Consider the following 23,884-nt stretch of genomic DNA (forward strand, 5'->3'; position numbering starts at 1 on the left):
TCAGCGCTTACCGAATTACAGGCAAGACTGCTATTCTAGCAAAAAAATCCTGCCAAGTCAGGGATTTACCTGCTGCTTGGGCTTGTTTCTCAGCATTTAGGGATAACTGAAGAGCAATTCTGGCTCTAGGTGCAGAGAGACTACCTGAGGCCAAACATCCTGCCAAGTCTTTTTCAGGCAAGTTGGGCAAGGTTTCCCCCGCCCCAGTTCTGGTGGTTCTAACCAGGGCAATACCATGCTTTAATGCAGCCGCCAAGGAATCGTGCCAAGCATCATGAAGTCCACCCATACCCGTACCGGCAAGGACTAAACCCTTCACCTTGGAGTTCAGCCAATGTGTAATGGTTTCCGAACGCGCCCCTGCATGACTGGTCAATATCTCCACCCAAGGCCACTCATTCTCCCTAGGAATCGGCAAATCCTCAGTCCAAAGCGCCTGAGCGGCCTTTACACCAGAAAGCCAAGAGGGATTAATAAGTCCAACCGAACTACTTGGTGAAGCCTGGATGGGTGCATTCAGGGCACTGCCATGCCTTTTTGATAGATCCATGGCTAGGCAACCCCTCCCATCCATAACAGCGTAAATACCACCAGGACAGTTATCTATAGGCGTAGATGCCCAACGAATTGCATCCAAAAGGTTTGATGGGCCATCAGCCTTGGGGGCATTTGACGGCAACATAGCGCCAGTCAGGATAACTCTTTTGCCTAAATTTTGTGCATATTTGCCACAAGTCATCTGCAAAAAGATGCCAGCTTCTTCAATCGTGTCAGTTCCGTGAGTGACCACTACGCCTTGAACCAAGGTGCTATCAAGAGCCTCTCTTACAGCTTCGCCCAAATGGATCAATAAAGACTCCGTGAGATTACGGCTGTTGATGTTGGCGACTTGCTTTGAAACTAGGCTAATGCCTTCAGGGATAGCTGATCGAACATGATCCAGCAAGAAGGCTACTTCGACTTGCCCTGCATCATATTGCAGCGGCTTATCAGCAGGATTGGACGCCAAACCAGCGATCGTGCCGCCCATACCCAAAACTAGGATATGGGGTGAATTTTCTGAAAGATTTTCAATTGTGCTCATACCCCCATTATCCCCTCTAAATTGCTTGATCTATCAAAAACAGCTGTATACAATCCCAGTATGGACATAAATACAGTCGATTTTTCGGAGGAGCTGACTGCCCTCCCCAAGCTCACTCCACGTCAGAATGAGATTTTGGAGTTGATTGCCAAAGCCATCGATGAGAGCGGTCTGCCGCCAACTCGCGCAGAGATTGCTACGCAACTGGGATTCGCCTCTGCCAATGCAGCCGAAGAGCATCTTCGTGCACTGGCTAAAAAAGGTTATATCGAATTAACGCCAGGTACTTCACGCGGCATTCGCATTCCACAGCGATTTAATCAAACACACAATAGCAATAAATATCGCCAGCTCTCTTTACCATCAGGTGCATTACAACAACTTACATTGCCATTAATTGGGCGAGTTGCTGCTGGCTCACCGATCATGGCTGTTGAGCATATTGAGAAACATGTTCCGATTGATCCAAGCTTGTTCAGCAAAGGTGCCGATTACTTATTAAAGGTAAATGGTATGAGCATGCGCGATGCTGGAATTTTGGATGGTGATTATTTAGCCGTTAGAAAAACAACTGAAGTACGCAATGGCGATATCGTAGTTGCTCGACTTGATGATGAAGTAACAGTAAAACGTTGGCAACAAAAGAAAACTGCTAATGGCATGGTGATTGAACTTCAAGCAGAAAATCCTGACTTCAAAAACATTTTGGTAGATGATCGTCAACCGAACTTTGCAGTTGAAGGTCAAGCCGTTGGCTTGATTAGGGCTGAAGGACTGTAAGTTTGACCCCCTAAAGCAAAAGGCCTCCTGTTAGAGGCCTTTTTTATTTCAATCGATTAAGCAATCGAATGCTTGCTGTAGTTACTTACGTGTTGGAGCAACCACGTTAGCGTTCTTCGGTGAAGAGGTCACGATGATGACTGACTTAGGACCGCCAAGAGACCCATCAACGATTTCAACAGTAGCGGTTCTATCGCCTTTGGTGAAAACCAAAATACTGGTTTTTGCTTTTACGGCAGTAACAGTTGTCCATCCACTTTTTGGATATTCTGACTGGAAGAAAGCGTAAACATCAGTTGCACCTTGTAGCGCATTCACTACTGCCCTACCAACCCACTGATCACCACGACCAATAATGATGGATTCACCACCAGAAAGACGCGCGCCCTGCGGCAAAGGCATATCTCCTAAAAGTTGAGTCTGAACCTCTTGCACCTCTTGCGGCGAGCCGGAAGGAGAGTCGCCCGAGCTAGCACAAGCACCTAAGAGCGCAACTAAAAATAGTGCGAGAGCGCTAACTTTAAGAGTCTGAATTGTGATCATGTGTGTTTTATTTAATTAAGGTGATTGATGCTTTTTTACTTGCAATAGTTAAAAGTATTTTAGGTGATGCACCTAATTCGTCAAGATAAATTACTGGAGGCGCGTGAGGGAATCGAACCCCCGTACGAAGCTTTGCAGGCTCCTGCCTAACCACTCGGCCAACGCGCCAAACACCTGAATCAAAAATGGGAAGCTTTTTAGGGCTTCCCATCGAACTTGGAGCGGGAAAGGAGGTTCGAACTCCCGACCTATACCTTGGCAAGGTATCGCTCTACCAGCTGAGCTATTCCCGCATAACAGGGCAATAGTTTAACAAACAATCGCGAAGAAAGCATTATTCCTTGTAAAACCTAAAAATTGGGGGAATGTAATCTACTTGAAAAGCTTAACTGGCTGGGCTTTTAAACGCCTAGTCGACTTTTCCGACCAGCTGCGGCAAAGCCTTTTTCATGTAATAGAACATCGACCAAAGCGTTAAAAAGGATGCAATCCAAATTAACCAGGTCCCCACTTGCGCGCAATTGAGCCAACCAAATAAGGTGTCGTTGAGCAATAAAAAAGGAATGGCTACGAGTTGAGCGGTCGTTTTAAGCTTTCCAACCATGTGAACTGCAACACTTTTTCCAGCGCCTAACAAAGCCATCCACTCTCTCAACGCAGAAATTGTGATTTCTCTGCCAATAATGATAAGAGCCACCCAAACTTGCACGCGATCCATATTGAGCAAAACCAATAGTGCAGCAGCAACAATTAACTTATCTGCCACAGGATCTAAAAACTGACCAAATGCAGATTCTTGTTTTAAACGACGTGCTAAAAAACCATCCAACCAATCCGTAATAGCAGCAGAGATAAAGATAATTGCAGCTATTAAATTCTTTTCAAATGGGGTGAGCCAAGAATTGGGGAGGAAAAAGATTGCAACCAACAGCGGGATTGCTGCAACACGCAACCAGGTCAGGGCAATGGGTAAATTGAAAGGCATGCGTTAAGCATAAACCAAGTAGCGTCGCACCTAGTGAAGCTGGCGATATATTTGTTCAGCCAATGTCATAGAAACACCCTCTACGCTGGCTATCTCCTCAATACTGGCGTTAGCAACTCCTTTAAGACCGCCAAAACGAGCCAGTAGCTTTTGACGGCGCTTAGCACCAATACCCTCGATCTCCTCTAAACGAGAAATCGTTCTAGCCTTAGCGCGTTTAGCGCGCATGCCAGTAATAGCAAAGCGGTGCGCTTCATCCCGTATCTGTGCCACTAATAACAGTGCTGCACTATCAATACCCAAATCCAAAGACTCACGTCCATCCGCAAAAATAAGTGTCTCAAGCCCGACCTTGCGTCCCTCACCTTTAGCAACGCCAACAATTAAGCCTACGTCCATACCAAATTCAGATAAGACTTGGCGAGCCATCTCCACCTGCCCCTTGCCGCCGTCAATCAAAACCACTTGCGGAATTTTTTCTACTGGTAACTCCTGAAAATTAGCATAGCGTCTTTGCAGAACTTGACGCATTGCTGCGTAATCATCGCCCGGCGTAATGTCATTGATATTGAAACGTCGGTATTCACTAGACTGCATTGCATTCTTGGCATATACAACACATGATGCTTGCGTTGCTTCACCTGAGGTGTGGCTAATATCAAAACACTCGATACGTAATTGCTCGAGGCTTTCCAATTCAAGGCTGAGAATATCCGCTAAGGCACGTGCTCTTGCTAGCTGCCCACCCGTTTCAACTAAACGTTTTGTTAATGCGATATTGGCATTGCCTTCAGCCATAGCAAGCCAATGGCGCCTTTGACCTTGAGGTTGATGTAGGAAGGTAATTTTTCTTCCCGCCTGCGCATTCAATAACTCATGTAAATCTTCGGGTGGAGATTCATCCACTTGAGCAAGATCATCACCGGCTGACTGGAGAGGGTGGTTTAGAACCAATACCGGCGGAATCAAATTGCTAGTTGTCTCGCTCGAATTTTCTTCTAAATAATGCTGCGTAATAAAGGCTTCCAATATCTCTGCAGGAGATGGCAACTCGCCTGAAGTTGTGCGCAGGCCCTTTGGAAAATAAGCCCTATCCCCCAAATGGCGGCCACCACGGACCATGGCTAGATTCACACAAACCATACCTTCCATTTGCACAACAGCGATGACGTCTACATCCCCTTCACCCTCCGCCACCGCATCCATAGATTGCTGCTGTAAAACACTGGATAAATCTGTAATACGATCACGCAAAACAGCAGCCATTTCAAATTCCATCGCCTCGCTATGCTTATGCATTTCTTTTTCAAGCTCAGATAAAACACGGCTGTGATCGCCCTCTAGAAAACGGGTTGCTTGAGCAACATCTTGTCCGTATTGCTCCACACTGAGACGGCCGACGCACGGAGCGCTGCATCGATGAATCTGATGCAATAGACAAGGACGACTGCGATTCTTAAATACTGAATCCTCACAAGTCCTCAAGCGAAATACCTTCTGCAGAATCTGCACGCTATTACGCACTGCCCAACTATTGGGAAATGGCCCAAAGTAATGATTGCGTTTGTCCACTTTACCGCGATATGAAGCTAACCTTGGGAACTGATGCCCCGTCAGCATCACATATGGATAGGACTTATCATCCCGAAACAAGATGTTGAATGGGGGCGCCAACTCTTTAATGAGATTGTTCTCTAGAATGAGGGCTTCAGTTTCCGTCCGTGTTACCGTTGTCTCGTAGCGGGCAATTTTGCCCACCATCAGCTCAATACGTGGTGACAACTGTGTACGCTGAAAATAACTTGAGACACGCTTTTTAAGGTTGCGAGCTTTGCCTACATACAGAATATGCCCCGCCTCATCAAAAAAGCGATATACCCCCGGCAATCCGGGTAGCCGTTTAACATCCTGCTGAAGGGTTTCAAAAAGCGAATTGCTCATGCGTTGGGATATTTTCTGTCAAATCGTCGATAACTATGGTGATGCCGGTGTTTGCTGGCGTCTAGCCCGAAGCTTAGCAAGCATTCATGGGCAAGAGGTGCGTATTTTTTGTGATGATCTGCCAATCCTTAATTTACTCGCTTCGGGTGTAGATCCTGCCATAAAGCAAAAAATTGATATGCAGCCATGGGATGCGAGTCATAACAATGCGAGACACCCGGTTCAAACTCCCGATGTGGTGATTGAGGCATTTGGCTGCGAATTACCCGAGCGCTATCTTGCCGGACTGTTTATAGCCTCCATCAAGCCCATCATCATTAACCTGGAATACCTTAGTGCCGAACCCTGGATAACAGAGTTCCACGGCAAGGCATCGCCGCAGTCTCACGGCATTCCTAAGTATTTTTTCTTTCCAGGGTTTCAAGAGAAAGTCGGCGGGCTATTGCTTGATCCTATTCCAGCAGAAGGTCAGCTCACCGATAACAACATTCCGAATAATCTCAAAACTGTCTGGTCTAACTTACGACCTAGAGCAAAACGGATCAGTGTTTTTTGTTACCCAGGGGCACCACTCAAAAAATGGCTAGAAGACTTAGGTGGCCATGGTCAAGAGATTGATATCTTGCTGGCTCATGGTCATGCAGAGCAACTCAATCTATATGGCGAACAACCCATCTCGTTACCAAAGAATTTACAACTACTCGCCATGCCATTCGTATCTCAGGACGAATACGATTGGGTGCTTTCACAATGTGATTTCAATATTGTCCGCGGGGAAGATTCTTTTGTACGAGCACAGCTAGCAGGCAAACCATTTATTTGGCATATCTACCCACAAGAGGATCGCGCCCATGAAGTGAAATTAGCCGCCTTTCTGGACCTTTATCTTGAGGAAGCAAGTCAAGAATTAAGACTTGCCACTATTGCTGCAATGACCTGGGCAATGCCCGGTGAATGGTTTGGCAAGCTAGGAACTTGGAACGCTCATGCCAAGCGCTGGCGCACCCATTTACTTGAAAAACAAGCAGATGGCGGCTTGCCAGCACGTTTAATTCGCTTTGTCGCTTAATCCCAAGCAATAAAGGCTTGCGGGCGGTTACAATCTTGTTTTTGATAAAAACCGCAGAAAAATAGCTCTGCCCCCAGGAATAGCAAGATGAAAACAGCACAAGAACTCCGCGTTGGTAACGTAGTAATGATCGGCACTGATGCCCAGGTCGTTTTAAAAGCAGAATACAGCCGCTCTGGCCGCAACTCCTCTGTTGTGAAAATGAAATTCAAAAACTTGTTAACTGGCGCGCCGAACGAAGGCGTATACAAAGCCGATGACAAGTTTGATGTTGTGATTCTTGATAAGAAAGAGTGCACTTATTCTTATTTCGCTGATCCAATGTATGTATTTATGGATGGTGACTACAACCAATATGAAGTTGAAGCTGAGTTCATGGGTGACGCATTGAATTATCTCGAAGAAAGTATGCCATGTGAAGTGGTGTTCTACGAAGGTAAAGCGCTTTCAGTAGCAATGCCAAACTCATTGGTTCGCGAAATTGTTTACACAGAACCCGCAGTTAAAGGTGATACCAGCTCCGGTAAAGTACTAAAGACCGCAAAGTTGGCAACTGGCTATGAATTACAAGTGCCTTTATTCTGCAACACTGGTGACAAGATTGAAATCGATACTCGAACAGGTGAATACCGTAGCCGCGCTAACTAATAATTAGCTAACTACGACAGTAAAAAGCCCGGCATGCCGGGCTTTTTCATTTTAAAAATTCATTTAACTTACTCAGCAACCAAACCTAACTGTGCAAGCAAGCCTTTTGCATGCTGGTACTGGGCCTCATTTTGCAATTCACCCCAAGTCGGCGCCGACGCCAATGGCATGAGACGGTTTAAACGTACTGCAGATTCTGCTTGTTTTTCTTTGGAGACTTTGAGCTTTGAGAGTAATTGATCGGCAAGATCTGGTCGGTTGCAAATAAGCACTGCATCACACCCTGCCTCAAGCGCCATTTCAGCACCCTTGACCACCGACCCGGCAACACTCGCACCTTCCATAGATAGATCGTCACTAAAGATTACGCCTTCAAATCCAAGTTCTTGACGCAAGATAGAGTGGAGCCAGACTTTAGAAAAACCTGCAGGGTTCTTGTCTACCTCAGGATAGATTACATGCGCCGGCATTACTGAAGCCAAGCTAAGATCAAGCCACTCATACGGCTTAGCATCATCATTCAAAATCTCTTTCAAGCTACGCTCATCGACTGGAATTGCCACATGTGAATCAGCTTCAGCCCAGCCATGGCCTGGGAAGTGTTTTCCGCAGTTAGCCATCCCTGCAAGGCGCAAACCTTCATTCAAACTTTTCGCTAGAGCAAAAACAATTTGTGAGTCACGACTAAAAGACCGATCACCGATCACACCACTTCGACCAAAATCTAAATCTAGAACTGGAGTAAAACTGAAATCTACTCCACAGGCACGCAACTCAGCTGCCAACACATAGCCACAGGCAGTGGCTGCTGCCATAGCTATCGCAGCAGATTCTGCGGGATACTTTGACTTGCTTTTTGCACTCCACAGCTCACCTAATTTACGCATTGCAGGTAGATGGGTAAACCCATCAGTCCTAGCGCGTTGAACTCGGCCACCCTCATGATCAATTGAAATCAATACATCAGGACGCAGTTTTTTAATGGCGGCGGTAAGTTTTGTGAGCTGCTGTCGATTAGCAAAGTTACGGCCAAACAAAATGACGCCGCCAGTCAGTGGATGCAAAATGCGTCGACGATCTTCAGCATTTAATTCCAGGCCAACTACATCTATGGTGATTGGGCCTGGGGCCATCTTTGACTTACTCATCTCTTCCTCTTATTTTTGAGTGACAATTACATGCGCAATTGCCATATCTTGTTCATCACTCACCGTCACATGAGCTTCCCAGTTTTTTTCTTGCATAAATTGGGCCAAAGCACCTAAATAGCTGGTTACCGGTTTGCCACTGGGTTCATTCAAAGTTTGCAGAGCGCGCCAAGTCATCGGCATTCTCATGCCAAGCCCGATTGCTTTTGAAAAAGCTTCTTTAGCCGCAAAACGCGTAGCCAAAAAAGCAATTCCGCGCTTATGATTTCTGGCGAGTCGATGCTGAAATACCAGCATCTCATCTGGACCCAAAATTTTTTCGGCTAAGCGGCCATTAGTACGATCGTAAGCCGCTTGTAAGCGCCTAATCTGCAGAATGTCTGTACCAATACCGATGATCATTTTTTAGTTTGTAGTATTGATTATTCTTAAGCGAGCGCTCTACCCTGAGCCATTAATGCCTTCATGTCGACGATTGCATTTTGCCAACCTTTAAATAAGGCCTCAGCAACAATAGCGTGACCAATATTGAGCTCAGATAATTCAGAAATAGCGGCTATTGGTTTGACATTGCCTTCGTGTAAGCCATGACCCGCATTGACTCTCATGCCGATACTCTTTCCAAAGATCGCAGCTTTGCGAATACGCTCCAACTCTTTATCCTGGTCTGCACCTGACAAATCAGCGTAACGACCAGTATGCAACTCAATAACGGTCGCTCCCACATCTTTAGCCGCCTGAATCTGCCTCTCTTCAGGGTCAATAAATAATGACACCCGAATACCGGCATCGATTAATTTCTTGGTGGCTGCTTTTACTGCTTCAAAATGACCTAATACATCCAAGCCGCCTTCAGTTGTCACTTCTTCACGCTTTTCTGGGACTAAGCAGACATCATGCGGTTTTACTTGGCAAGCGATGTTAATCATCTCGGGGGTTACTGCGCATTCGAGATTCATGCGGGTTTGAATGAGCGGTCGTAATGCCAGTAAATCAGCATCTTTAATGTGACGACGATCTTCACGTAAATGAAGGGTAATGAGATCCGCGCCAGCTTCTTCAGCCAAAGCAGCCGCTCTTAATGGATCGGGATAGACCGTACCTCGTGCATTACGCAAGGTGGCGACATGGTCAATATTGATACCTAGTTCAAGGCTTGGGTGGCTGCTCATCTCTGTAGATTACTAGATTTTCTTCAGATCAATCAAAATTTGACGCGTAGTGAGAACTTGATCCTGCAAATGCAAGCCCAGTAAAAAACGCATTAACTGCTTACTTTCTGAAAGTGTCTCTGGATCAGAAAAATCCCCGATAGCAATCGCCAATAGGGATTTTCCAGTTAGAACTGGCCAGTGCCCTGGATCATCGACCTGAACGGGCCGAACACCACGCTCGGGCTGATAAACGTATTGTTCATGAGCCAAAGGTTCTTCATTAGTTTCAACACATCGATCTAATGCTGCAGCATAACCAGTCTCTTGCAAGAGCGATAACTCAAAAGGACGTAGAATTTCTTCTAAGCCTTTGGATTCGAACTCTAAATTGGATAAAGCGTTAATCGTTTCTGCATAGCGGTCATAAAGCTTTTCGTAATCATCTTCACGCGCTAAAAACTTCACAAGAAGTTCATTCAAATAGAAGCCACAGAGTAAGGCGTCGCCCACCAAAGAAGGCATGCCACCTACCCATTCAGACTTTGTTAAAGTGCGCAGCTCAGACTTACCGCTCCAAGAAACCAAAAGTGGCTGAAAACGCTGCAATACAGGTCTCAATGTTGAGTGCGGACGTTTAGCGCCTTTAGCAATTAAAGCCATGCGGCCATATTGCCGTGTAAATACATCCAGAATTAAGCTCGTCTCTTTATAGGGGATACTGTGCAATACAAAAGCAGGTTCGTCAGCAACACGAATCGAGGCCATTGAATTTATTCCAGCCCTTGCGCCCGCAATTCGGCGCGATTATCAGCCCAGCCACGTTTAACTTTCACCCAAGTCTCTAGAAAAACTTTTCCATCAAAGAGCTTTTCCATATCGATACGGGCATCAGTAGAAATCTTTTTCAGACGTTCACCTTTTTGACCAATAATCATCGCTTTATGACTATCGCGATCTACCAAAATGGTTGCAGCAATACGGCGCATCTTGCCATCCATCTTGAACTGATCGATTACTACCGTGCTGGTGTAAGGCAACTCCTCGCCAGTAAAGCGGAATACTTTTTCACGCAAAATCTCAGCAGCCAAGAATCGCTCACTGCGATCAGTGATGGTGTCGCCATCGTATACGGCTGGCGCTTCAGGCAGATAACCCTCAAGCACATCCAGCAATCTTTCTATATCTCCCGGGCTCTTCGCGCTCATCGGAACAATTTCAGCAAACTCGCATTTTTGGTCTTCGTGACCACCCAATTCACACCAAGGGCGAGCCATATCTTTAATGAAATTCAGTAAAGCTTGATCGCGCTCAGATGGGGCCTGAAAACGGCTATTAAATAAGTCCAGCTTATTGAGCACTAGCACCACCGGCAAATCGTCCGGGAGCAACTTCAAAACTTTTTTATCGTCTTCGCCAAAGTAACCAGCCTCAACCACAAAGCAAGCCACATTCACATCCTGCAATGCAGTCGTTACCGTGCGATTAAGCGCTTTGTTTAAGGTATTCATCAAGCGCGTCTGAAAACCTGGCGTATCAATAAAAATGAACTGAGCCTCTTCTCGATTCTGGATTCCCAAAATACGGTGGCGAGTAGTTTGAGCCTTACGCGAAGTAATGCTGATCTTCTGACCAACTAAAGCATTGAGCAAAGTTGATTTACCCATATTAGGACGCCCAACAATTGCAATGGTGCCGCATCTAAACACGATTAGCCCTTCAGCTTAAGATTGAACTGCTCTTCAGTCACCTCTTTTTTTGCCGCCTTCTTTTTCGCTGACCGTGTTTTCTTGGGTTTACGAGATTCTTGCGGCAATGCTTTCAGCATGGCTATTAAAGCCAATTTAGCTGCAGCCTGCTCAGCAGCGCGACGTGAAGCGCCCTCACCTTTGACTGCCACCTTATGACTAGGAATCAAACACTCCACCTCAAATTGCTGATTGTGCGCGGCGCCTGTAGTTCCGGTAACGTTGTATGCCGGTAAAGGCAACTGATAGCTCTGCAAACATTCCTGCAAAAGTGTTTTATCGTCTTTTCCCAAGGTTTTTGGATCAACGTGCTCCAAGATGATGGAGTAGAGCTTGCGCAAACTTGTCTTAGCCGCTTCAAATCCACCATCCATAAAGATGGCGCCAGTAACTGCCTCTAAGGTATCAGCCAAGATTGAGGGGCGACGAAATCCACCACTCTTCAACTCACCCTCGCCTAAACGTAAGTAATCTGACAAAGAAAGGGTTTGAGCGATTTCATATAAAGCTTGCTGCTTTACCAAATTCGCACGCACACGAGACAAATCACCCTCATCTAAATCTGAGTAACGCTCGTAGAGCATTTCAGCCACTACGCAATTCAAAATAGAGTCGCCCAGAAATTCCAAACGCTCGTTATTTTTCTTGCTATGACTACGATGTGTTAACGCTTGGTTCAGTAACTCAGGCTTCTTGAAGGTGTAGCCGAGGCGCTCTTGCAGCGGTCCAGTTTCGATAACGGCGCGCGCATTCATGATATTTACTCGAATCCGCCTATGCGGCCAAGATTGCCGAGATTAAGCCAAACAAAGAAAGCTTTACCCACAATATTTTTATCTGGCACAAAACCCCAATAACGAGAGTCTGCACTGTTATCACGGTTATCACCCATGGCGAAGTAATGCCCGTTTGGCACTTTACAAGTCATACCTAACTGTTGATATTGGCAGAATTCAGAACCCGGAAAACGCTCGGCTGGAAATACCGTAGATGGACGATCTGGATCATTAAGAATCTCATGGCGATTGCCACCCAAGTCTGCAGGGAATGTTTCAGTGAATCGTTTGGCATAGCGCATATTCTCTGGGTCAAGATAAGACTCGCCACCGCTGTATTGCAATGGTTGGCCATTGATGGTTAGGCGCTTATTTTCGTAAGTGATTTCATCGCCTGGCAAGGCTACTACACGCTTAATGTAATCCACCGACTCATCACGGGGGTAGCGAAACACCACGACATCACCACGCTTAGGTGCGCCCAGGTCGACTACTTTTTGATTGATCACTGGCAGACGAATTCCATAGGTAAATTTATTTACCAAAATGAAATCACCAATTTGCAAAGTCGGAATCATTGAGCCCGATGGAATCTTGAACGGCTCAGCAATAAAAGAACGTAGTACAAATACAGCACATATAACCGGGAAGAAGCCTGCAGTGTATTCAAGCCATAAAGGCATGCGGTCGTTACCTGCCAAGCGTCTTTGCGGGGCAAAGTGCAATTTGTCAGCAACCCAGGCGATACCAGAAATAATCACCAGGATAAATAGGACTAGAGCAAAGTTCATTAATCTTCCACCTGCAAAATAGCTAAGAAGGCTTCTTGTGGAATCTCCACATTACCCACCTGCTTCATACGCTTCTTACCCTCTTTTTGCTTCTCTAATAACTTGCGCTTACGGGAGATATCACCGCCATAGCACTTAGCCAGAACGTTCTTACGTAATGCTTTGACGTTTTCACGAGCAACAATATTGCTACCAATCGCCGCTTGAATAGCCACATCAAACATTTGACGAGGAATGATGCCACGCATCTTTGCCACAACTTCACGACCACGATGTTGGCTATTACTTCTGTGAACAATCACAGATAAAGCATCTACCCGATCGCCATTAATCAAGATGTCGACTTTCACTACATCTGCCGGGCGATATTCCTTAAACTCATAATCCATCGAGGCGTAGCCGCGTGAGATGGATTTGAGTCTGTCAAAGAAATCCAACACGATCTCTGCCATTGGTAATTCATAAGTCAGTTGTACCTGACGACCAAGATAATTCATACCTGTCTGAATACCACGCTTACCTACGCACAAGGTAATCACTGAGCCCACATACTCCTGAGGCATATACAAGTTGACAGTAACAATCGGCTCCATGATGGTGTCGACCTTACTAGTCTCTGGCATCTTAGATGGGTTATCTACCATCAAGATCGTGCCATCAGATTGCTGCACTTGATACACCACTGTTGGAGCAGTCGTAATCAGATTCATGCCGTACTGACGCTCTAGGCGTTCTTGCACAATCTCCATGTGCAATAAGCCCAAGAAACCGCAACGGAATCCAAATCCTAAGGCCTGAGAAACCTCTGGCTCATACAAAAGAGAAGCGTCGTTTAACTTAAGCTTCTCAAGTGACTCTCGTAGCTGATCATATTCGCTCGCTTCTACTGGGTAGAGTCCGGCAAATACTTGAGGCTTCACCTCTTTAAAACCAGGCAGCGGCTCAGCAGCAGGAACACGACCTTGCTGACCTGCAGCATGCGTCACCGTATCGCCAACCTTAGCGGCTTTTAATTCTTTAATGCCTGCAATCACAAAGCCTACTTGACCGGCAGATAGCTCTGGGCGATCTACCGACTTCGGACTAAACACACCTACATGCTCAACCAAGTGGGTTGAGCCATTCGCCATTAAGGTAATTTTTTCTTTTGGTTTTAAAGTGCCGTTAACAACACGTATGAGCATGACAACACCAACATAGTTGTCAAACCAGGAATCAATAATCAATGCTTGCAAAGGATCTGCCGCATTACCTTTAGGCGGTGGTACCTTTGCAATCATTTCTTCGATCACATCCTGAACACCCATACCAGTTTTAGCTGAACAGGTGACCGCCTCTGATGCATCAATACCAATGACATCTTCAATTTCTTTTTTTGCGCGATCGGGATCAGCTTGCGGCAAGTCAATCTTATTGAGAACTGGAACAACCTCAACGCCCAACTCAAGAGCCATGTAACAGTTAGCAACTGTTTGCGCTTCAACGCCTTGGCTAGCATCAACTACCAATAAAGCGCCTTCACAAGCAGACAAAGAACGGCTGACCTCATAGGAGAAATCGACGTGGCCTGGGGTATCAATCAGATTGATGTTGTAAATCTTGCCGTCTTTAGCTTTGTAATTTAAAGCAGCGGTTTGCGCCTTAATCGTGATGCCGCGCTCACGCTCAATATCCATTGAGTCGAGCACCTGCGCTTCCATTTCGCGATCAGAAAGACCGCCACACAGTTGAATAATGCGATCAGCAAGCGTCGATTTGCCGTGATCGATATGGGCGATGATAGAAAAATTGCGGATTAAATCCATAGCGTCTTAATAGGTCATTCAAAAAACGCCTTGTCAGAACGCACCACAATGATGCGCTGCAAAAAGTCGTCTTAAAGTGATTGTAATGGGTGGCGCCCAAAAGGCGCCAATCCCCATTTCTAAGCCCAAAATAGGGTTATTTGGGTCTTACAGGGACTACCAAAGTGCTATCAGCACGGCGTATAAAGACCGGGACAGCCCTATTAGCATCCAAACCCTTAACTAGGACCTCAAACTGCTTAACGCCAGTAATATCGGCATCAGCAACCCGAATAATGACATCTCCAGGGCGAATTCCTGCTCTGGCCAAGGGACCCTCTCCTAATCCGGTGACCTCAACACCGCCCTTGATATTCAAATCCTTCTTTTTGCTATCGGATAACTCACTTACAGCAACTCCAAGGGCATTCGCGCTATTGCCGTTTGATGCCGGGGAATCCGACTTCTTGTTTGCCGCCTGAGTCGATTCGGCATCAGTTACGGTCACCGTTAAATCACGAGTGCCACCCTTGCGCCAAACTTGCACTGGCACTGAAGTACCCGGCTTAGTTTCACCCACCACTCTTGGTAAGTCAGTTGATTTAGCAATATCACGCCCGTTGAAACTCAGAATCACATCACCGCTTTCAATTCCACCTGCAGCAGCTGGCCCACCTGGCTCAACGTTACGAACGTATGCACCACGTGGCTTGCCCAAACCCAAACTCTCAGCAATATCTTTGGTCATCTCACCCAACGCAACACCAATACGACCGCGCGTCATCTTGCCATTGGTACGCAATTGATCGGCAACACGCATTGCCTCATCAATTGGAATAGCAAATGAAATTCCCATGTAGCCACCAGAGCGACTAAAGATTTGTGAGTTGATACCAATTACCTGACCAGCAGTATTTAATAAAGGGCCGCCAGAGTTACCTGGGTTAACCGCCACGTCAGTTTGGATGAAGGGCAAGTAGTCGCCAGTATCACGACTCTTAGCAGACACAATCCCGGCAGTGACTGTATTCTCAAGACCAAACGGGGAACCAATCGCCAGAACCCACTCACCTACACGCACCCTAGAAGAGTCACCCAAAGGCAACTTAGGTAAATCGCGAGCATCAATTTTGACAACAGCAACATCAGTGCGCTTATCCATGCCGAGTAACTTTGCCTTGAACTCGCGCTTATCAGTCAAGGTCACGTAGATAGTTGTAGCGCCCTCAACCACGTGCGCGTTTGTCAAAATTAATCCATTGGACTCAATAATGAAACCAGAACCTACACCACGATCCGCCTCTTGTGGTTTGCCTGGATTTGGTTGCGCTTGTTTAGGTCCGTTCGGAATTCCAGGAATCGGTACTCCGAAGAAGCGGCGGAAGAATTCCGCTTGGTCTTCAGGCATTCCAGGAATACCTCCTTGAGCTTGTTGAACTGCCACTTTTTCAGTGGTGCGAATATTCACCACCGCTGGACTGGCACGCTCAACCAAATCAGCAAAATCAGGAATCGTTACCCGAGGATTTTGTGCAGAGACAGGCTGAATAAATGCAAACTGCCCAAGACTAAAGATAGTCATGAGCGCAATTAAGTACTTTTTCATAATGCTATAGACCTACTTGGTAAAGACCAACAATGGAGATACTTAGGATATTAGGTCAGTTTGCCAAAAATCAAGGTACCGTTAGTACCCCCAAAGCCAAAATTGTTTTTGACTGCATGGTCTATCTTTATATCCCTAGCGGTATTGGCGCAGTAGTCCAAATCACACTCAGGGTCTTGATTAAAGATATTGATAGTAGGCGGCGACTTCTGATTATGGAGGGCCAGAATCGTAAATACAGACTCCAAGCCGCCAGCGCCGCCCAAAAGGTGGCCTGTCATCGACTTAGTGGAATTAATTAATGTCTTTTTGGCATGATCACCCAAAGCAGCCTTAATAGCCTCAGTTTCATTTTTATCACCTAGCGGTGTAGAGGTTCCGTGGGCATTTAAGTATTGAATTTGGTCTGGATTAAGCTTGGCATCGCGCATTGCATTAACCATGCAACGACGTGGACCATCCATATTTGGGGCGGTCATATGATAAGCATCACCACTCATGCCGAAGCCGAGTAGCTCACAATAAATTTTTGCGCCACGTGCTTTTGCGTGCTCGTATTCTTCAAGCACTACAACGCCAGCACCTTCGCCAAGAACAAAACCATCGCGGTCTTTATCCCAAGGGCGTGATGCAGTTGCAGGATCATCATTGCGTGTTGAAAGCGCTCTTGCGGAAGCAAAACCACCTACACCCAAAGCGGAAATAGTAGATTCGGCACCACCAGCCACCATGACATCAGCATCGCCGTACTGAATTAAGCGTGCGGCCAAACCAATGCTATGCAAACCAGTTGTACAGGCAGTCACCGCAGCAACGTTTGGACCTTTGAGACCAAACAAAATACTAAGATGACCAGAAATCATATTGATGATTGAGCCTGGAACAAAGAAAGGTGAAATACGACGAGGACCACGAGCCAAGAGCTCAGCGCCTGTTTCCTCAATCATTGGCAGGCCACCTATACCGGAGCCAACCATCACGCCTACGCGCTCGGCGTTTTGTTCTGTGATCTCTAAACCGCTGTCGCGAATGGCTTGCGTGCCAGCAGCAATACCGTAATGGATAAAGGTATCCATATGGCGCGCCTCTTTGGCAGAAACATATTCTTCGACATTGAAATCTTTCACCTCTCCAGCGAAATGAACACTAAGCGGAGTGTGGTCAAACTTGGTGATAGTAGCAATGCCTGATTTGCCCGCGAGCAAATTAGACCAAGCTACATCAACTGAATTACCAACAGGTGAGATAAGACCAAGGCCGGTGACTACTACCCGGCGTCGGCCGTTTGATTCTGACACAGTAATGCCTAGGCTAGGGAATTAACCCTGAGCTTTAGATTTAGCGAAGTCGATCGCGAGCTGAACTGTGGTGATCTTTTCAGCTTCCTCATCAGGAATTTCGATACCGAATTCATCTTCCAAAGCCATAACCAGCTCAACAGTGTCAAGAGAGTCAGCGCCCAAGTCGTTCACGAAAGAAGATTCATTCTTGATATCTCCTTCTGCGACGCCCAATTGCTCAGCGACGATTTTCTTAACGCGTTGTTCGATGTTGTCCATTAATTTCCCCAGGGGTTGTAAAAAACGATGAAATGGATTTTATCAGTTTGGCGGACCGAATCAGAAAATTCGCCTAAAAATGACCAAATCCTTGCTTTGCCGTTAGGCTAAATATAGTCCGCCATTGACGTGTAGGGTGTTACCCGTAATATAGCCAGCTGCCGGAGAGGCCAAAAATGCCACTGCCTGAGCCACATCCTCAGGGCTACCCAATCTAGCCAAGGGAATGTTCACTTTTAGGGCATTTTGCTGCTCTTCGCTCAAAGCGCGGGTCATATCAGTATCAATAAATCCAGGGGCCACGCAATTCACAGTGATGTTACGGCTACCGATTTCGCGAGCTAGAGCACGAGTCATGCCAGAAACGCCTGCTTTTGCAGCAGCGTAGTTTGCTTGGCCGGGATTTCCCATATGACCAACAATAGAAGTGATGTTAATGATGCGGCCTCCACGAGCCTTCATCATCGGACGCATCACCGCTTGAGAAAGACGGAAGACTGAGCTTAAGTTGGTATCAATCACATCGGTCCACTCATCGGACTTCATGCGCATAGCCAAGTTATCGCGCGTAATGCCAGCATTGTTTACCAAGATATTGATACCGCCATATTCTTTAACAATCAAATCAATAATTTCTTCACAAGCATTTGGTGCAGTGACATTTAGCACCTTACCTGCGCCACCAGAAGCTTTTAGACGTTCATCGATCGCTTGAGCACCGCTTTCTGAAGTAGCTGTACCGATTACCTTGGCACCGCACTTTACTAACTCATCTGCAATTGCTTGACCAATGCCGCGTGAGGCACCAGTAACTAAGGCAATTTGTCCGCTTAAGTCGAGATTCATATTTATCTTCCGCTGTCTTATATATTTCTGAAATCTGGATTTTATTTAAGGCTTGCTAGCACTTCAGCCAAACTAGCTTCATCAAATACTGGTACACCAGTAACTTGATCATTAATACGCTTAGTTAAGCCAGCCAATACCTTGCCAGGACCGCACTCCACCACTTGAGTGATGCCTTGGCCAGCCATCGCCTGAATGGTTTCTTGCCAACGCACAGGCTTAGCTGCTTGACGCACCAAAGCATCTTTGATTGCGCTAGGATCATTCAAGATTTCAACATCCACATTATTGATAACAGGAATGCTTGGCGCCTTAAATTCGATATTTGCTAAGTATCCTTGGAGCTTTTCAGATGCAGGTTGCAACAAAGATGAGTGGAAGGGCGCGGATACTGGCAACGGTAAGGCGCGCTTAGCGCCAGCTGCTTTTAGTAAGTCACACGCTTTGGCAACGGCATCACTTGCACCAGCAATCACTACTTGTCCGGGCGCATTGAAATTCACCGCCTCAACAACACCGCCAGAAGCAGTGCTTGCCTCAGCGCAAACTTTAATCACGGTCGCATCATCCAAACCCAAAATAGCAGCCATACCCCCAGTTCCGACTGGAACGGCACTTTGCATCGCTTCAGCACGAAAACGTACTAGAGGCACGGCATCTTTAAATGAGATTACTCCGGACGCAACCAGAGCAGAATACTCGCCAAGACTGTGTCCTGCCATAACTTTGGGAACGGCACCGCCGGCAGCTAACCAGGCGCGATAAAAGGCAACGCCAGCAGTCAGCATCACAGGCTGAGTATTGGTTGTTAAAGACAATGCTTCAGCAGGACCTTCAGCAATCAGTTTTGCGACATCCTCACCCAAGGCATCAGATGCCTCTTGTAATGTTGCACGCACTTCTGAACGCTGTGCAATAGAGTTGAGCATGCCAACAGATTGAGAACCTTGACCGGGGAATACGAATGCAAATGTCATGTGATGAGTTCGCTAAATAATTAAATTAATGAAGGAGAATTTTTTAATACTTGATGGCTACCGCGCCCCAAGCAAAGCCACCACCAACACCTTCTAACAAGAGATGTTGGCCGCGCTTAATTTGTCCGGAGCGCACACCAGAATCCAGTGCTAACGGAATCGATGCGGCAGAAGTATTGCCGTGCTCATGCACAGTCACAATCACTTTATCCATAGACATGCCCATCTTCTTGGCAGTACCCTCCATGATGCGGATGTTTGCTTGATGTGGAACTAGCCAGTCAATTTGCTCAGGCTTGAGATTGGCTTTAGTAAGCGCCTCGTGAGCTACTTGCTCTAAAACTTTCACAGCCAACTTAAATACTGCTTGACCGTCCATTGTCATAAACGGTGATCCATGCACCTCTCCGTTACCTGCGCGACCAGGAACACACAAAATATCGCGCTGACTACCGTCAGCATGCAATGCCGTAGAGAGTATGCCGGCCTCTTTAGAAGCTTCAAGCACAACCGCTCCGGCGCCATCACCAAACAAGACACAAGTGCCGCGATCTTGGAAATTCAGAATACGTGAGAAGGTTTCAGCACCAATCACCAAAATTTTTTTGTATGAACCAGAGCGAATAAAAGCATCTGCGATTGCAAGCGCATAAGTAAAGCCGGCACAAACCGCCTGCACATCAAATGCTGCGCAAGAAGTGTGCGCACCCAATTTATCTTGAACTACACATGCGGTACTTGGAAATCCACCCAGATGATCAGGAGTAGAAGTGGCCAAAACAATAAGATCTAAATCTTCAGAGGTGATGCCAGCACTGCTAAGTGCAGCTTCTGCAGCCTTTACTGCTAGATCACTGGTGAGCTCATTCTCGGCAGCAAAGTGACGCGCAGAGATACCGCTACGAGTCTTAATCCACTCATCGCTGGTCTCTAAACCATTTTTGGCTAGACGTTCTACCAAGTCTTGATTGGTTAGACGCAGTTCAGGAAGATAACTTCCAGTACCAGCTAATCTTGCAAAAATACTCATATTTTTGTCTCCACCACAAAGGCTGCGGCAATACGTTCTACCATGCGATTTTTTGCTGCTTCATAAGCACGATCCAGGGCAAAGCCAAATGCATAACTATCTGCAGAACCATGGCTCTTAATGACACAGCCGCGTAACCCTAACAATACCGCGCCGTTATAACGACGATGATCAACGCGCTTACGCACTCTGAGCAAAGGAACCATTGCGCAAACAGCCATGATCTTAGTCATCAATGAGCGATTAAATTCTTCGCGAATCATGCCACTCATCATCTTTGCCAAGCCTTCGCTAGCTTTTAATACAACGTTACCTACAAACCCATCACACACCACAATATCAGTGGTGCCCTTAAAGATGTCATTACCTTCTACGTTGCCATAAAAGTTTAAGGATGTTTGACGCAGTAGTTCACTAGTTTGCTTAACCACTTCATTACCCTTAATCACTTCTTCACCAATATTGAGAAGGCCAATTGAAGGGTGTTGTTTGCCATCGACTACCTGCACCATCACGTTGGCCATTTGGGCGAACTGAACCAAGTGCATTGGCTCGCAGTCAGCATTCGCGCCTAAATCAAGCATAGTCGTGCCACGACCCAATTCATTGGGGATGGCGGTAGCAATTGCGGGACGATCAACGCCCTCAAGGGTTTTTAAGATGTAGCGAGAAATCGCCATGAGCGCACCCGTATTACCGGAAGAGATGACTGCATCAGCAGCACCCTCTTTAACTTGCTCAATGGCAACACGCATTGAAGAATCTTTTTTACGACGCAAAGCAACCTCAATAGGATCATCCATTAAGACAACTTCACTAGCAGGAATAATTTGAATACGCTCCATCGGAGCTTTAGGAGATTTATGCAAGACTTGCTTGATTAAATCGGGATCGCCTACTAAGGCAATCCTCACATCTGCATGTTTTTCTAAAAAATCGCAGGCAGCTGGAACCGTCACGACGACTCCATGATCTCCGCCCATGGCATCAATAGCAAGAGTAACGCTCATAAACTCATTGATTGCTGCAAGTGATTTATCCAAGAAAAAAGCGGCTATTACTGGAGCCGCTTCTATCTGTTTAGACTAAAAAATTAGTCGTTTTTAGTTTTAACAACTTTACGACCACGATAGTAGCCGTTAGGTGAAATGTGGTGGCGCAAATGAGCCTCACCAGTTGTGGCTTCAACAGCCGTAGCAGGTGCGGTCAAAAAGTCGTGCGCACGATGCATGCCACGTTTGGAAGGTGATTTTTTGTTTTGTTGAACGGCCATATTGAACTCCTAAGCAAGGCGACATTCTAGCATGGAAAAGCACCTAAATGCTTGATTCATTGACAAAACATACTCAAAACAACAACTGAAATAAAGCCACTATTTTCAGTTTTTCTTCATATTTTTCAATATGTTAAAGGGATTTTCATGCTCATTTGACGCCTCTTCATCACCCTCATCCCCAAAAGTAGAGGCATGAGGCTCACAAAAGTCTTCTGGATGCTTCGGAATCAGGGGCAAAGACAGCAAAATCTCATCCTCAATGGTTTCCAAGAGGTTGAAATGCTGATTAACAACTAAAGGCTCTTGCTCTTCATCCTCAATCGGGTAGTCATCGGCCTCAGCGTCGGTCATTACCAGCACAAATCGGCGCTTTTCTTCAAGATCCACCGCGCAATCCTGCAAACAGCGCTGGCAGACCAGCTGCAGACGACCTTTTAGACCTAATTCGAGGATTTGATGCGGCTCACCAACGGGCGAGCCTTCAAAATGCGTTAGAACCGACCAGTCAAACCCGTCACCCGGACTGATGGTTGAAGCCTCCTCAGCCACTCTTGGCATATCTGAAATACTTAAAAACCCAGCGCCCTTATAGGATTGCTGTGCACAAAAATCCACCCTCTTTAAGGCACTAGGCTCAGAAGATAGTTCGACTTGAGGTAAAACTTGATTACGATTCATAGCATCAGTCTAAATGAAGCAGCCCTAGAAAGCACAGAACACGATGAGTAGTTTCCAAAACCCACCCTTGATTCTGGGGTCTACTTCCAAATATCGCCGCGAACTTTTAGAGCGCCTGCGGATTCCTTTTGAAGTCATTTCACCAAAGGTAGATGAAACACCACTCGCTGGTGAAAGCACTCTCGATTTAGCGATGCGTCTGGCACATGCAAAAGCAGCTGCAGTTGCCCAAGAACGTCTTGATGCTTGGGTAATTGGATCAGATCAAGTTGCAGATCTTTGTGGCGCAGCAATTGGCAAGCCTGGTAATTTCGAACGGGCTTTAGCGCAATTACAACTCATGCGCGGTCAAACAGTCATTTTTCAAACTGCTCTATGCCTAATGAAGGGTGACACTCAAACTACTTTATGCGTTCCTACCGAAGTCACTTTTCGCAAACTTCCAGACAAGGTCCTAGAGGACTACTTACTCGCTGAAGAACCCTATGATTGCGCTGGTAGCGCAAAGTCTGAAGGTCTCGGCATTAGCCTGCTGGAATCCATTAAAAGCGATGATCCAACTGCACTCATTGGTCTACCTCTGATTGCATTAACAGGCTTATTGCGCGATGCTGGTTTTGCAATTCCATCAAAAAAACTAAGTAATGAAAAATAAAAGAAGTTATTTATGAGCAAACTTGGCACTCTGTATTTGGTTCCAAACACTTTGGGCGAAGACGGTCGCACCGAACTACTCCCTTGGGTGCTTCCTCCAGAGACGATTGCGCAATCAGCCAAGCTAAAACATTGGATTGTGGAAGACGCCAAAACAGCACGCGCGCTATTAAAAGCAATTGATTCTGTTTCTCCATTAGCCTGCATGATTCAAGAAATGCAGATGAGCGAATGGCGAGGTGCAGCGCGTAATGCGAAGTATGGTGATTCAGCAAAACCTACTGACCTACTAAAACCCCTGCTCGCCGGAAACGATATGGGCCTCATGTCAGAAGCGGGAGTACCAGGCGTAGCTGATCCAGGCGCAGAGTTGGTTCTAGCGGCCCATAAATTAGGCGCAAAAGTAAAGCCATTGGTTGGTCCGAGTTCAATTTTGCTAGGACTAATGGCCAGTGGACTTAATGGCCAACGCTTTGCATTTCAAGGGTATTTGCCTCATAACACTCATGAGCGCACAGCAAAACTGAAACAACTAGAAATTGAATCCCGTAAATTACAGCAAACGCAAATTTGGATTGAGACACCCTATCGCAATACCGCGATGCTGATGGCATGCATTCATTCTCTGGCGTCACAAAGCTTGTTGTGTCTCGGCGTAGACCTGAGTCTTCCATCAGAAATGATTACCACTCTTTCAATGACAGACTGGGGTAAGCGTTATCCGAATGAAGCTGCATGCACCTCATTACAAAATAGGCCAACAGTATTTCTACTATTGGCCTAAGTCTTTAAAGCTTTAATGTATTTTTA

The 23,884-nt window shown here is 46.3% G+C and carries 26 protein-coding genes and 2 tRNA genes; 5 read left to right on the plus strand and 23 right to left on the minus strand.

Going from position 1 to position 23,884, the window contains the following annotated elements; genetic code table 11:
• Positions 1–7: 7 nt before the first annotated feature.
• Complete coding sequence (locus ICE93_RS10520; protein WP_216187994.1) at positions 8–1,084, minus strand: asparaginase; 1,077 nt, start codon at positions 1,082–1,084, stop codon at positions 8–10.
• Positions 1,085–1,144: 60 nt separating this feature from the next.
• On the opposite strand from ICE93_RS10520, the gene lexA reads away from it, so the two are divergent.
• Positions 1,145–1,864 (plus strand): transcriptional repressor LexA, encoded by a 720-nt coding sequence (gene lexA, locus ICE93_RS10525; protein WP_216187996.1) that lies wholly within the window; start codon positions 1,145–1,147, stop codon positions 1,862–1,864.
• Positions 1,865–1,945: 81 nt separating this feature from the next.
• On the opposite strand, the gene ICE93_RS10530 is transcribed toward lexA, so the two are convergent.
• The 5 genes from ICE93_RS10530 to uvrC all read right to left on the minus strand — a co-directional run bounded on the left by ICE93_RS10530 (position 1,946) and on the right by uvrC (position 5,333).
• Complete coding sequence (locus ICE93_RS10530) at positions 1,946–2,407, minus strand: hypothetical protein (RefSeq protein WP_216187998.1); 462 nt, start codon at positions 2,405–2,407, stop codon at positions 1,946–1,948.
• A gap of 94 nt (positions 2,408–2,501) precedes the next feature.
• A tRNA-Cys gene (locus tag ICE93_RS10535) sits at positions 2,502–2,575 on the minus strand.
• Between the two features lie 49 nt (positions 2,576–2,624).
• Positions 2,625–2,700: transfer RNA gene (locus tag ICE93_RS10540), tRNA-Gly, on the minus strand.
• Between the two features lie 116 nt (positions 2,701–2,816).
• On the minus strand, positions 2,817–3,392 hold the full coding sequence (gene pgsA, locus ICE93_RS10545) for a CDP-diacylglycerol--glycerol-3-phosphate 3-phosphatidyltransferase (protein ID WP_216188000.1): 576 nt from the start codon (positions 3,390–3,392) through the stop codon (positions 2,817–2,819).
• A 30-nt stretch (positions 3,393–3,422) separates the two neighbouring features.
• Positions 3,423–5,333, minus strand: a complete 1,911-nt coding sequence (gene uvrC / locus ICE93_RS10550; RefSeq protein ID WP_216188004.1) for an excinuclease ABC subunit UvrC — start codon at positions 5,331–5,333, stop codon at positions 3,423–3,425.
• On the opposite strand from uvrC, the gene earP reads away from it, so the two are divergent.
• Positions 5,332–6,402: an elongation factor P maturation arginine rhamnosyltransferase EarP gene (earP, locus tag ICE93_RS10555; RefSeq protein WP_216188007.1), complete on the plus strand. Its 1,071-nt coding sequence runs from the start codon at positions 5,332–5,334 to the stop codon at positions 6,400–6,402. The genes uvrC and earP overlap by 2 nt on opposite strands.
• Positions 6,403–6,489: 87 nt before the next feature.
• Complete coding sequence (gene efp, locus ICE93_RS10560) at positions 6,490–7,050, plus strand: elongation factor P (protein WP_216188009.1); 561 nt, start codon at positions 6,490–6,492, stop codon at positions 7,048–7,050.
• Between the two features lie 68 nt (positions 7,051–7,118).
• Here the strand turns inward: efp and nagZ are convergent, their stop codons facing one another.
• The 17 genes from nagZ to ICE93_RS10645 all read right to left on the minus strand — a co-directional run bounded on the left by nagZ (position 7,119) and on the right by ICE93_RS10645 (position 22,420).
• On the minus strand, positions 7,119–8,198 hold the full coding sequence (gene nagZ / locus ICE93_RS10565) for a beta-N-acetylhexosaminidase (RefSeq protein WP_216188012.1): 1,080 nt from the start codon (positions 8,196–8,198) through the stop codon (positions 7,119–7,121).
• A gap of 9 nt (positions 8,199–8,207) precedes the next feature.
• The gene (gene acpS, locus ICE93_RS10570; RefSeq protein ID WP_216188015.1) at positions 8,208–8,600 is read right to left on the minus strand and encodes a holo-ACP synthase; all 393 of its coding nucleotides are present in this window, start codon (positions 8,598–8,600) and stop codon (positions 8,208–8,210) included.
• Between the two features lie 26 nt (positions 8,601–8,626).
• Positions 8,627–9,370: a pyridoxine 5'-phosphate synthase gene (gene pdxJ / locus ICE93_RS10575; RefSeq protein ID WP_216188018.1), complete on the minus strand. Its 744-nt coding sequence runs from the start codon at positions 9,368–9,370 to the stop codon at positions 8,627–8,629.
• Between the two features lie 12 nt (positions 9,371–9,382).
• On the minus strand, positions 9,383–10,117 hold the full coding sequence (gene recO / locus ICE93_RS10580; RefSeq protein ID WP_216188021.1) for a DNA repair protein RecO: 735 nt from the start codon (positions 10,115–10,117) through the stop codon (positions 9,383–9,385).
• 5 nt (positions 10,118–10,122) lie between these two features.
• Positions 10,123–11,016: a GTPase Era gene (era, locus tag ICE93_RS10585; protein ID WP_216861319.1), complete on the minus strand. Its 894-nt coding sequence runs from the start codon at positions 11,014–11,016 to the stop codon at positions 10,123–10,125.
• A gap of 44 nt (positions 11,017–11,060) precedes the next feature.
• Positions 11,061–11,852 (minus strand): ribonuclease III, encoded by a 792-nt coding sequence (rnc, locus tag ICE93_RS10590; RefSeq protein ID WP_216188027.1) that lies wholly within the window; start codon positions 11,850–11,852, stop codon positions 11,061–11,063.
• Positions 11,853–11,857: 5 nt separating this feature from the next.
• Entirely contained in the window at positions 11,858–12,664 is an 807-nt protein-coding gene (gene lepB / locus ICE93_RS10595) for a signal peptidase I (protein WP_216188030.1), read from the minus strand.
• Positions 12,664–14,469, minus strand: coding sequence for a translation elongation factor 4 (gene lepA, locus ICE93_RS10600; protein ID WP_216188033.1), 1,806 nt, complete (start codon positions 14,467–14,469; stop codon positions 12,664–12,666). The genes lepB and lepA overlap by 1 nt, the downstream gene beginning before the upstream one ends.
• Before the next feature lie 136 nt (positions 14,470–14,605).
• Positions 14,606–16,054, minus strand: a complete 1,449-nt coding sequence (locus tag ICE93_RS10605) for a DegQ family serine endoprotease (RefSeq protein WP_255554636.1) — start codon at positions 16,052–16,054, stop codon at positions 14,606–14,608.
• 50 nt (positions 16,055–16,104) lie between these two features.
• Positions 16,105–17,352 (minus strand): beta-ketoacyl-ACP synthase II, encoded by a 1,248-nt coding sequence (gene fabF, locus ICE93_RS10610; RefSeq protein WP_216188036.1) that lies wholly within the window; start codon positions 17,350–17,352, stop codon positions 16,105–16,107.
• A 21-nt stretch (positions 17,353–17,373) separates the two neighbouring features.
• Positions 17,374–17,613 carry an acyl carrier protein gene (gene acpP, locus ICE93_RS10615; protein ID WP_028819177.1) on the minus strand — a complete coding sequence of 80 codons (240 nt, stop codon included), beginning with the start codon at positions 17,611–17,613 and terminating at the stop codon, positions 17,374–17,376.
• Between the two features lie 102 nt (positions 17,614–17,715).
• The gene (fabG, locus tag ICE93_RS10620; RefSeq protein ID WP_216188039.1) at positions 17,716–18,459 is read right to left on the minus strand and encodes a 3-oxoacyl-ACP reductase FabG; all 744 of its coding nucleotides are present in this window, start codon (positions 18,457–18,459) and stop codon (positions 17,716–17,718) included.
• 41 nt (positions 18,460–18,500) lie between these two features.
• Positions 18,501–19,436, minus strand: a complete 936-nt coding sequence (gene fabD, locus ICE93_RS10625) for an ACP S-malonyltransferase (protein ID WP_216188042.1) — start codon at positions 19,434–19,436, stop codon at positions 18,501–18,503.
• Between the two features lie 43 nt (positions 19,437–19,479).
• On the minus strand, positions 19,480–20,466 hold the full coding sequence (locus ICE93_RS10630) for a beta-ketoacyl-ACP synthase III (protein ID WP_216861320.1): 987 nt from the start codon (positions 20,464–20,466) through the stop codon (positions 19,480–19,482).
• The gene (gene plsX, locus ICE93_RS10635; protein WP_216188045.1) at positions 20,463–21,476 is read right to left on the minus strand and encodes a phosphate acyltransferase PlsX; all 1,014 of its coding nucleotides are present in this window, start codon (positions 21,474–21,476) and stop codon (positions 20,463–20,465) included. The genes ICE93_RS10630 and plsX overlap by 4 nt, the downstream gene beginning before the upstream one ends.
• A gap of 83 nt (positions 21,477–21,559) precedes the next feature.
• Entirely contained in the window at positions 21,560–21,739 is a 180-nt protein-coding gene (gene rpmF / locus ICE93_RS10640; RefSeq protein WP_011902241.1) for a 50S ribosomal protein L32, read from the minus strand.
• A gap of 105 nt (positions 21,740–21,844) precedes the next feature.
• Positions 21,845–22,420 (minus strand): YceD family protein, encoded by a 576-nt coding sequence (locus ICE93_RS10645; protein ID WP_216188048.1) that lies wholly within the window; start codon positions 22,418–22,420, stop codon positions 21,845–21,847.
• A gap of 43 nt (positions 22,421–22,463) precedes the next feature.
• Between ICE93_RS10645 and ICE93_RS10650 the strand changes: the two genes are divergently transcribed.
• Together ICE93_RS10650 and ICE93_RS10655 are read left to right on the plus strand one after the other, a co-directional pair.
• Positions 22,464–23,075 carry a Maf family nucleotide pyrophosphatase gene (locus ICE93_RS10650; RefSeq protein ID WP_216188051.1) on the plus strand — a complete coding sequence of 204 codons (612 nt, stop codon included), beginning with the start codon at positions 22,464–22,466 and terminating at the stop codon, positions 23,073–23,075.
• Positions 23,076–23,087: 12 nt separating this feature from the next.
• Positions 23,088–23,858 carry an SAM-dependent methyltransferase gene (locus tag ICE93_RS10655; protein WP_216188054.1) on the plus strand — a complete coding sequence of 257 codons (771 nt, stop codon included), beginning with the start codon at positions 23,088–23,090 and terminating at the stop codon, positions 23,856–23,858.
• Positions 23,859–23,884: the final 26 nt, after the last annotated feature.

It is taken from the genome of Polynucleobacter sp. MWH-HuK1, from assembly GCF_018881815.1.
Classification (GTDB): Bacteria; Pseudomonadota; Gammaproteobacteria; order Burkholderiales; family Burkholderiaceae; genus Polynucleobacter.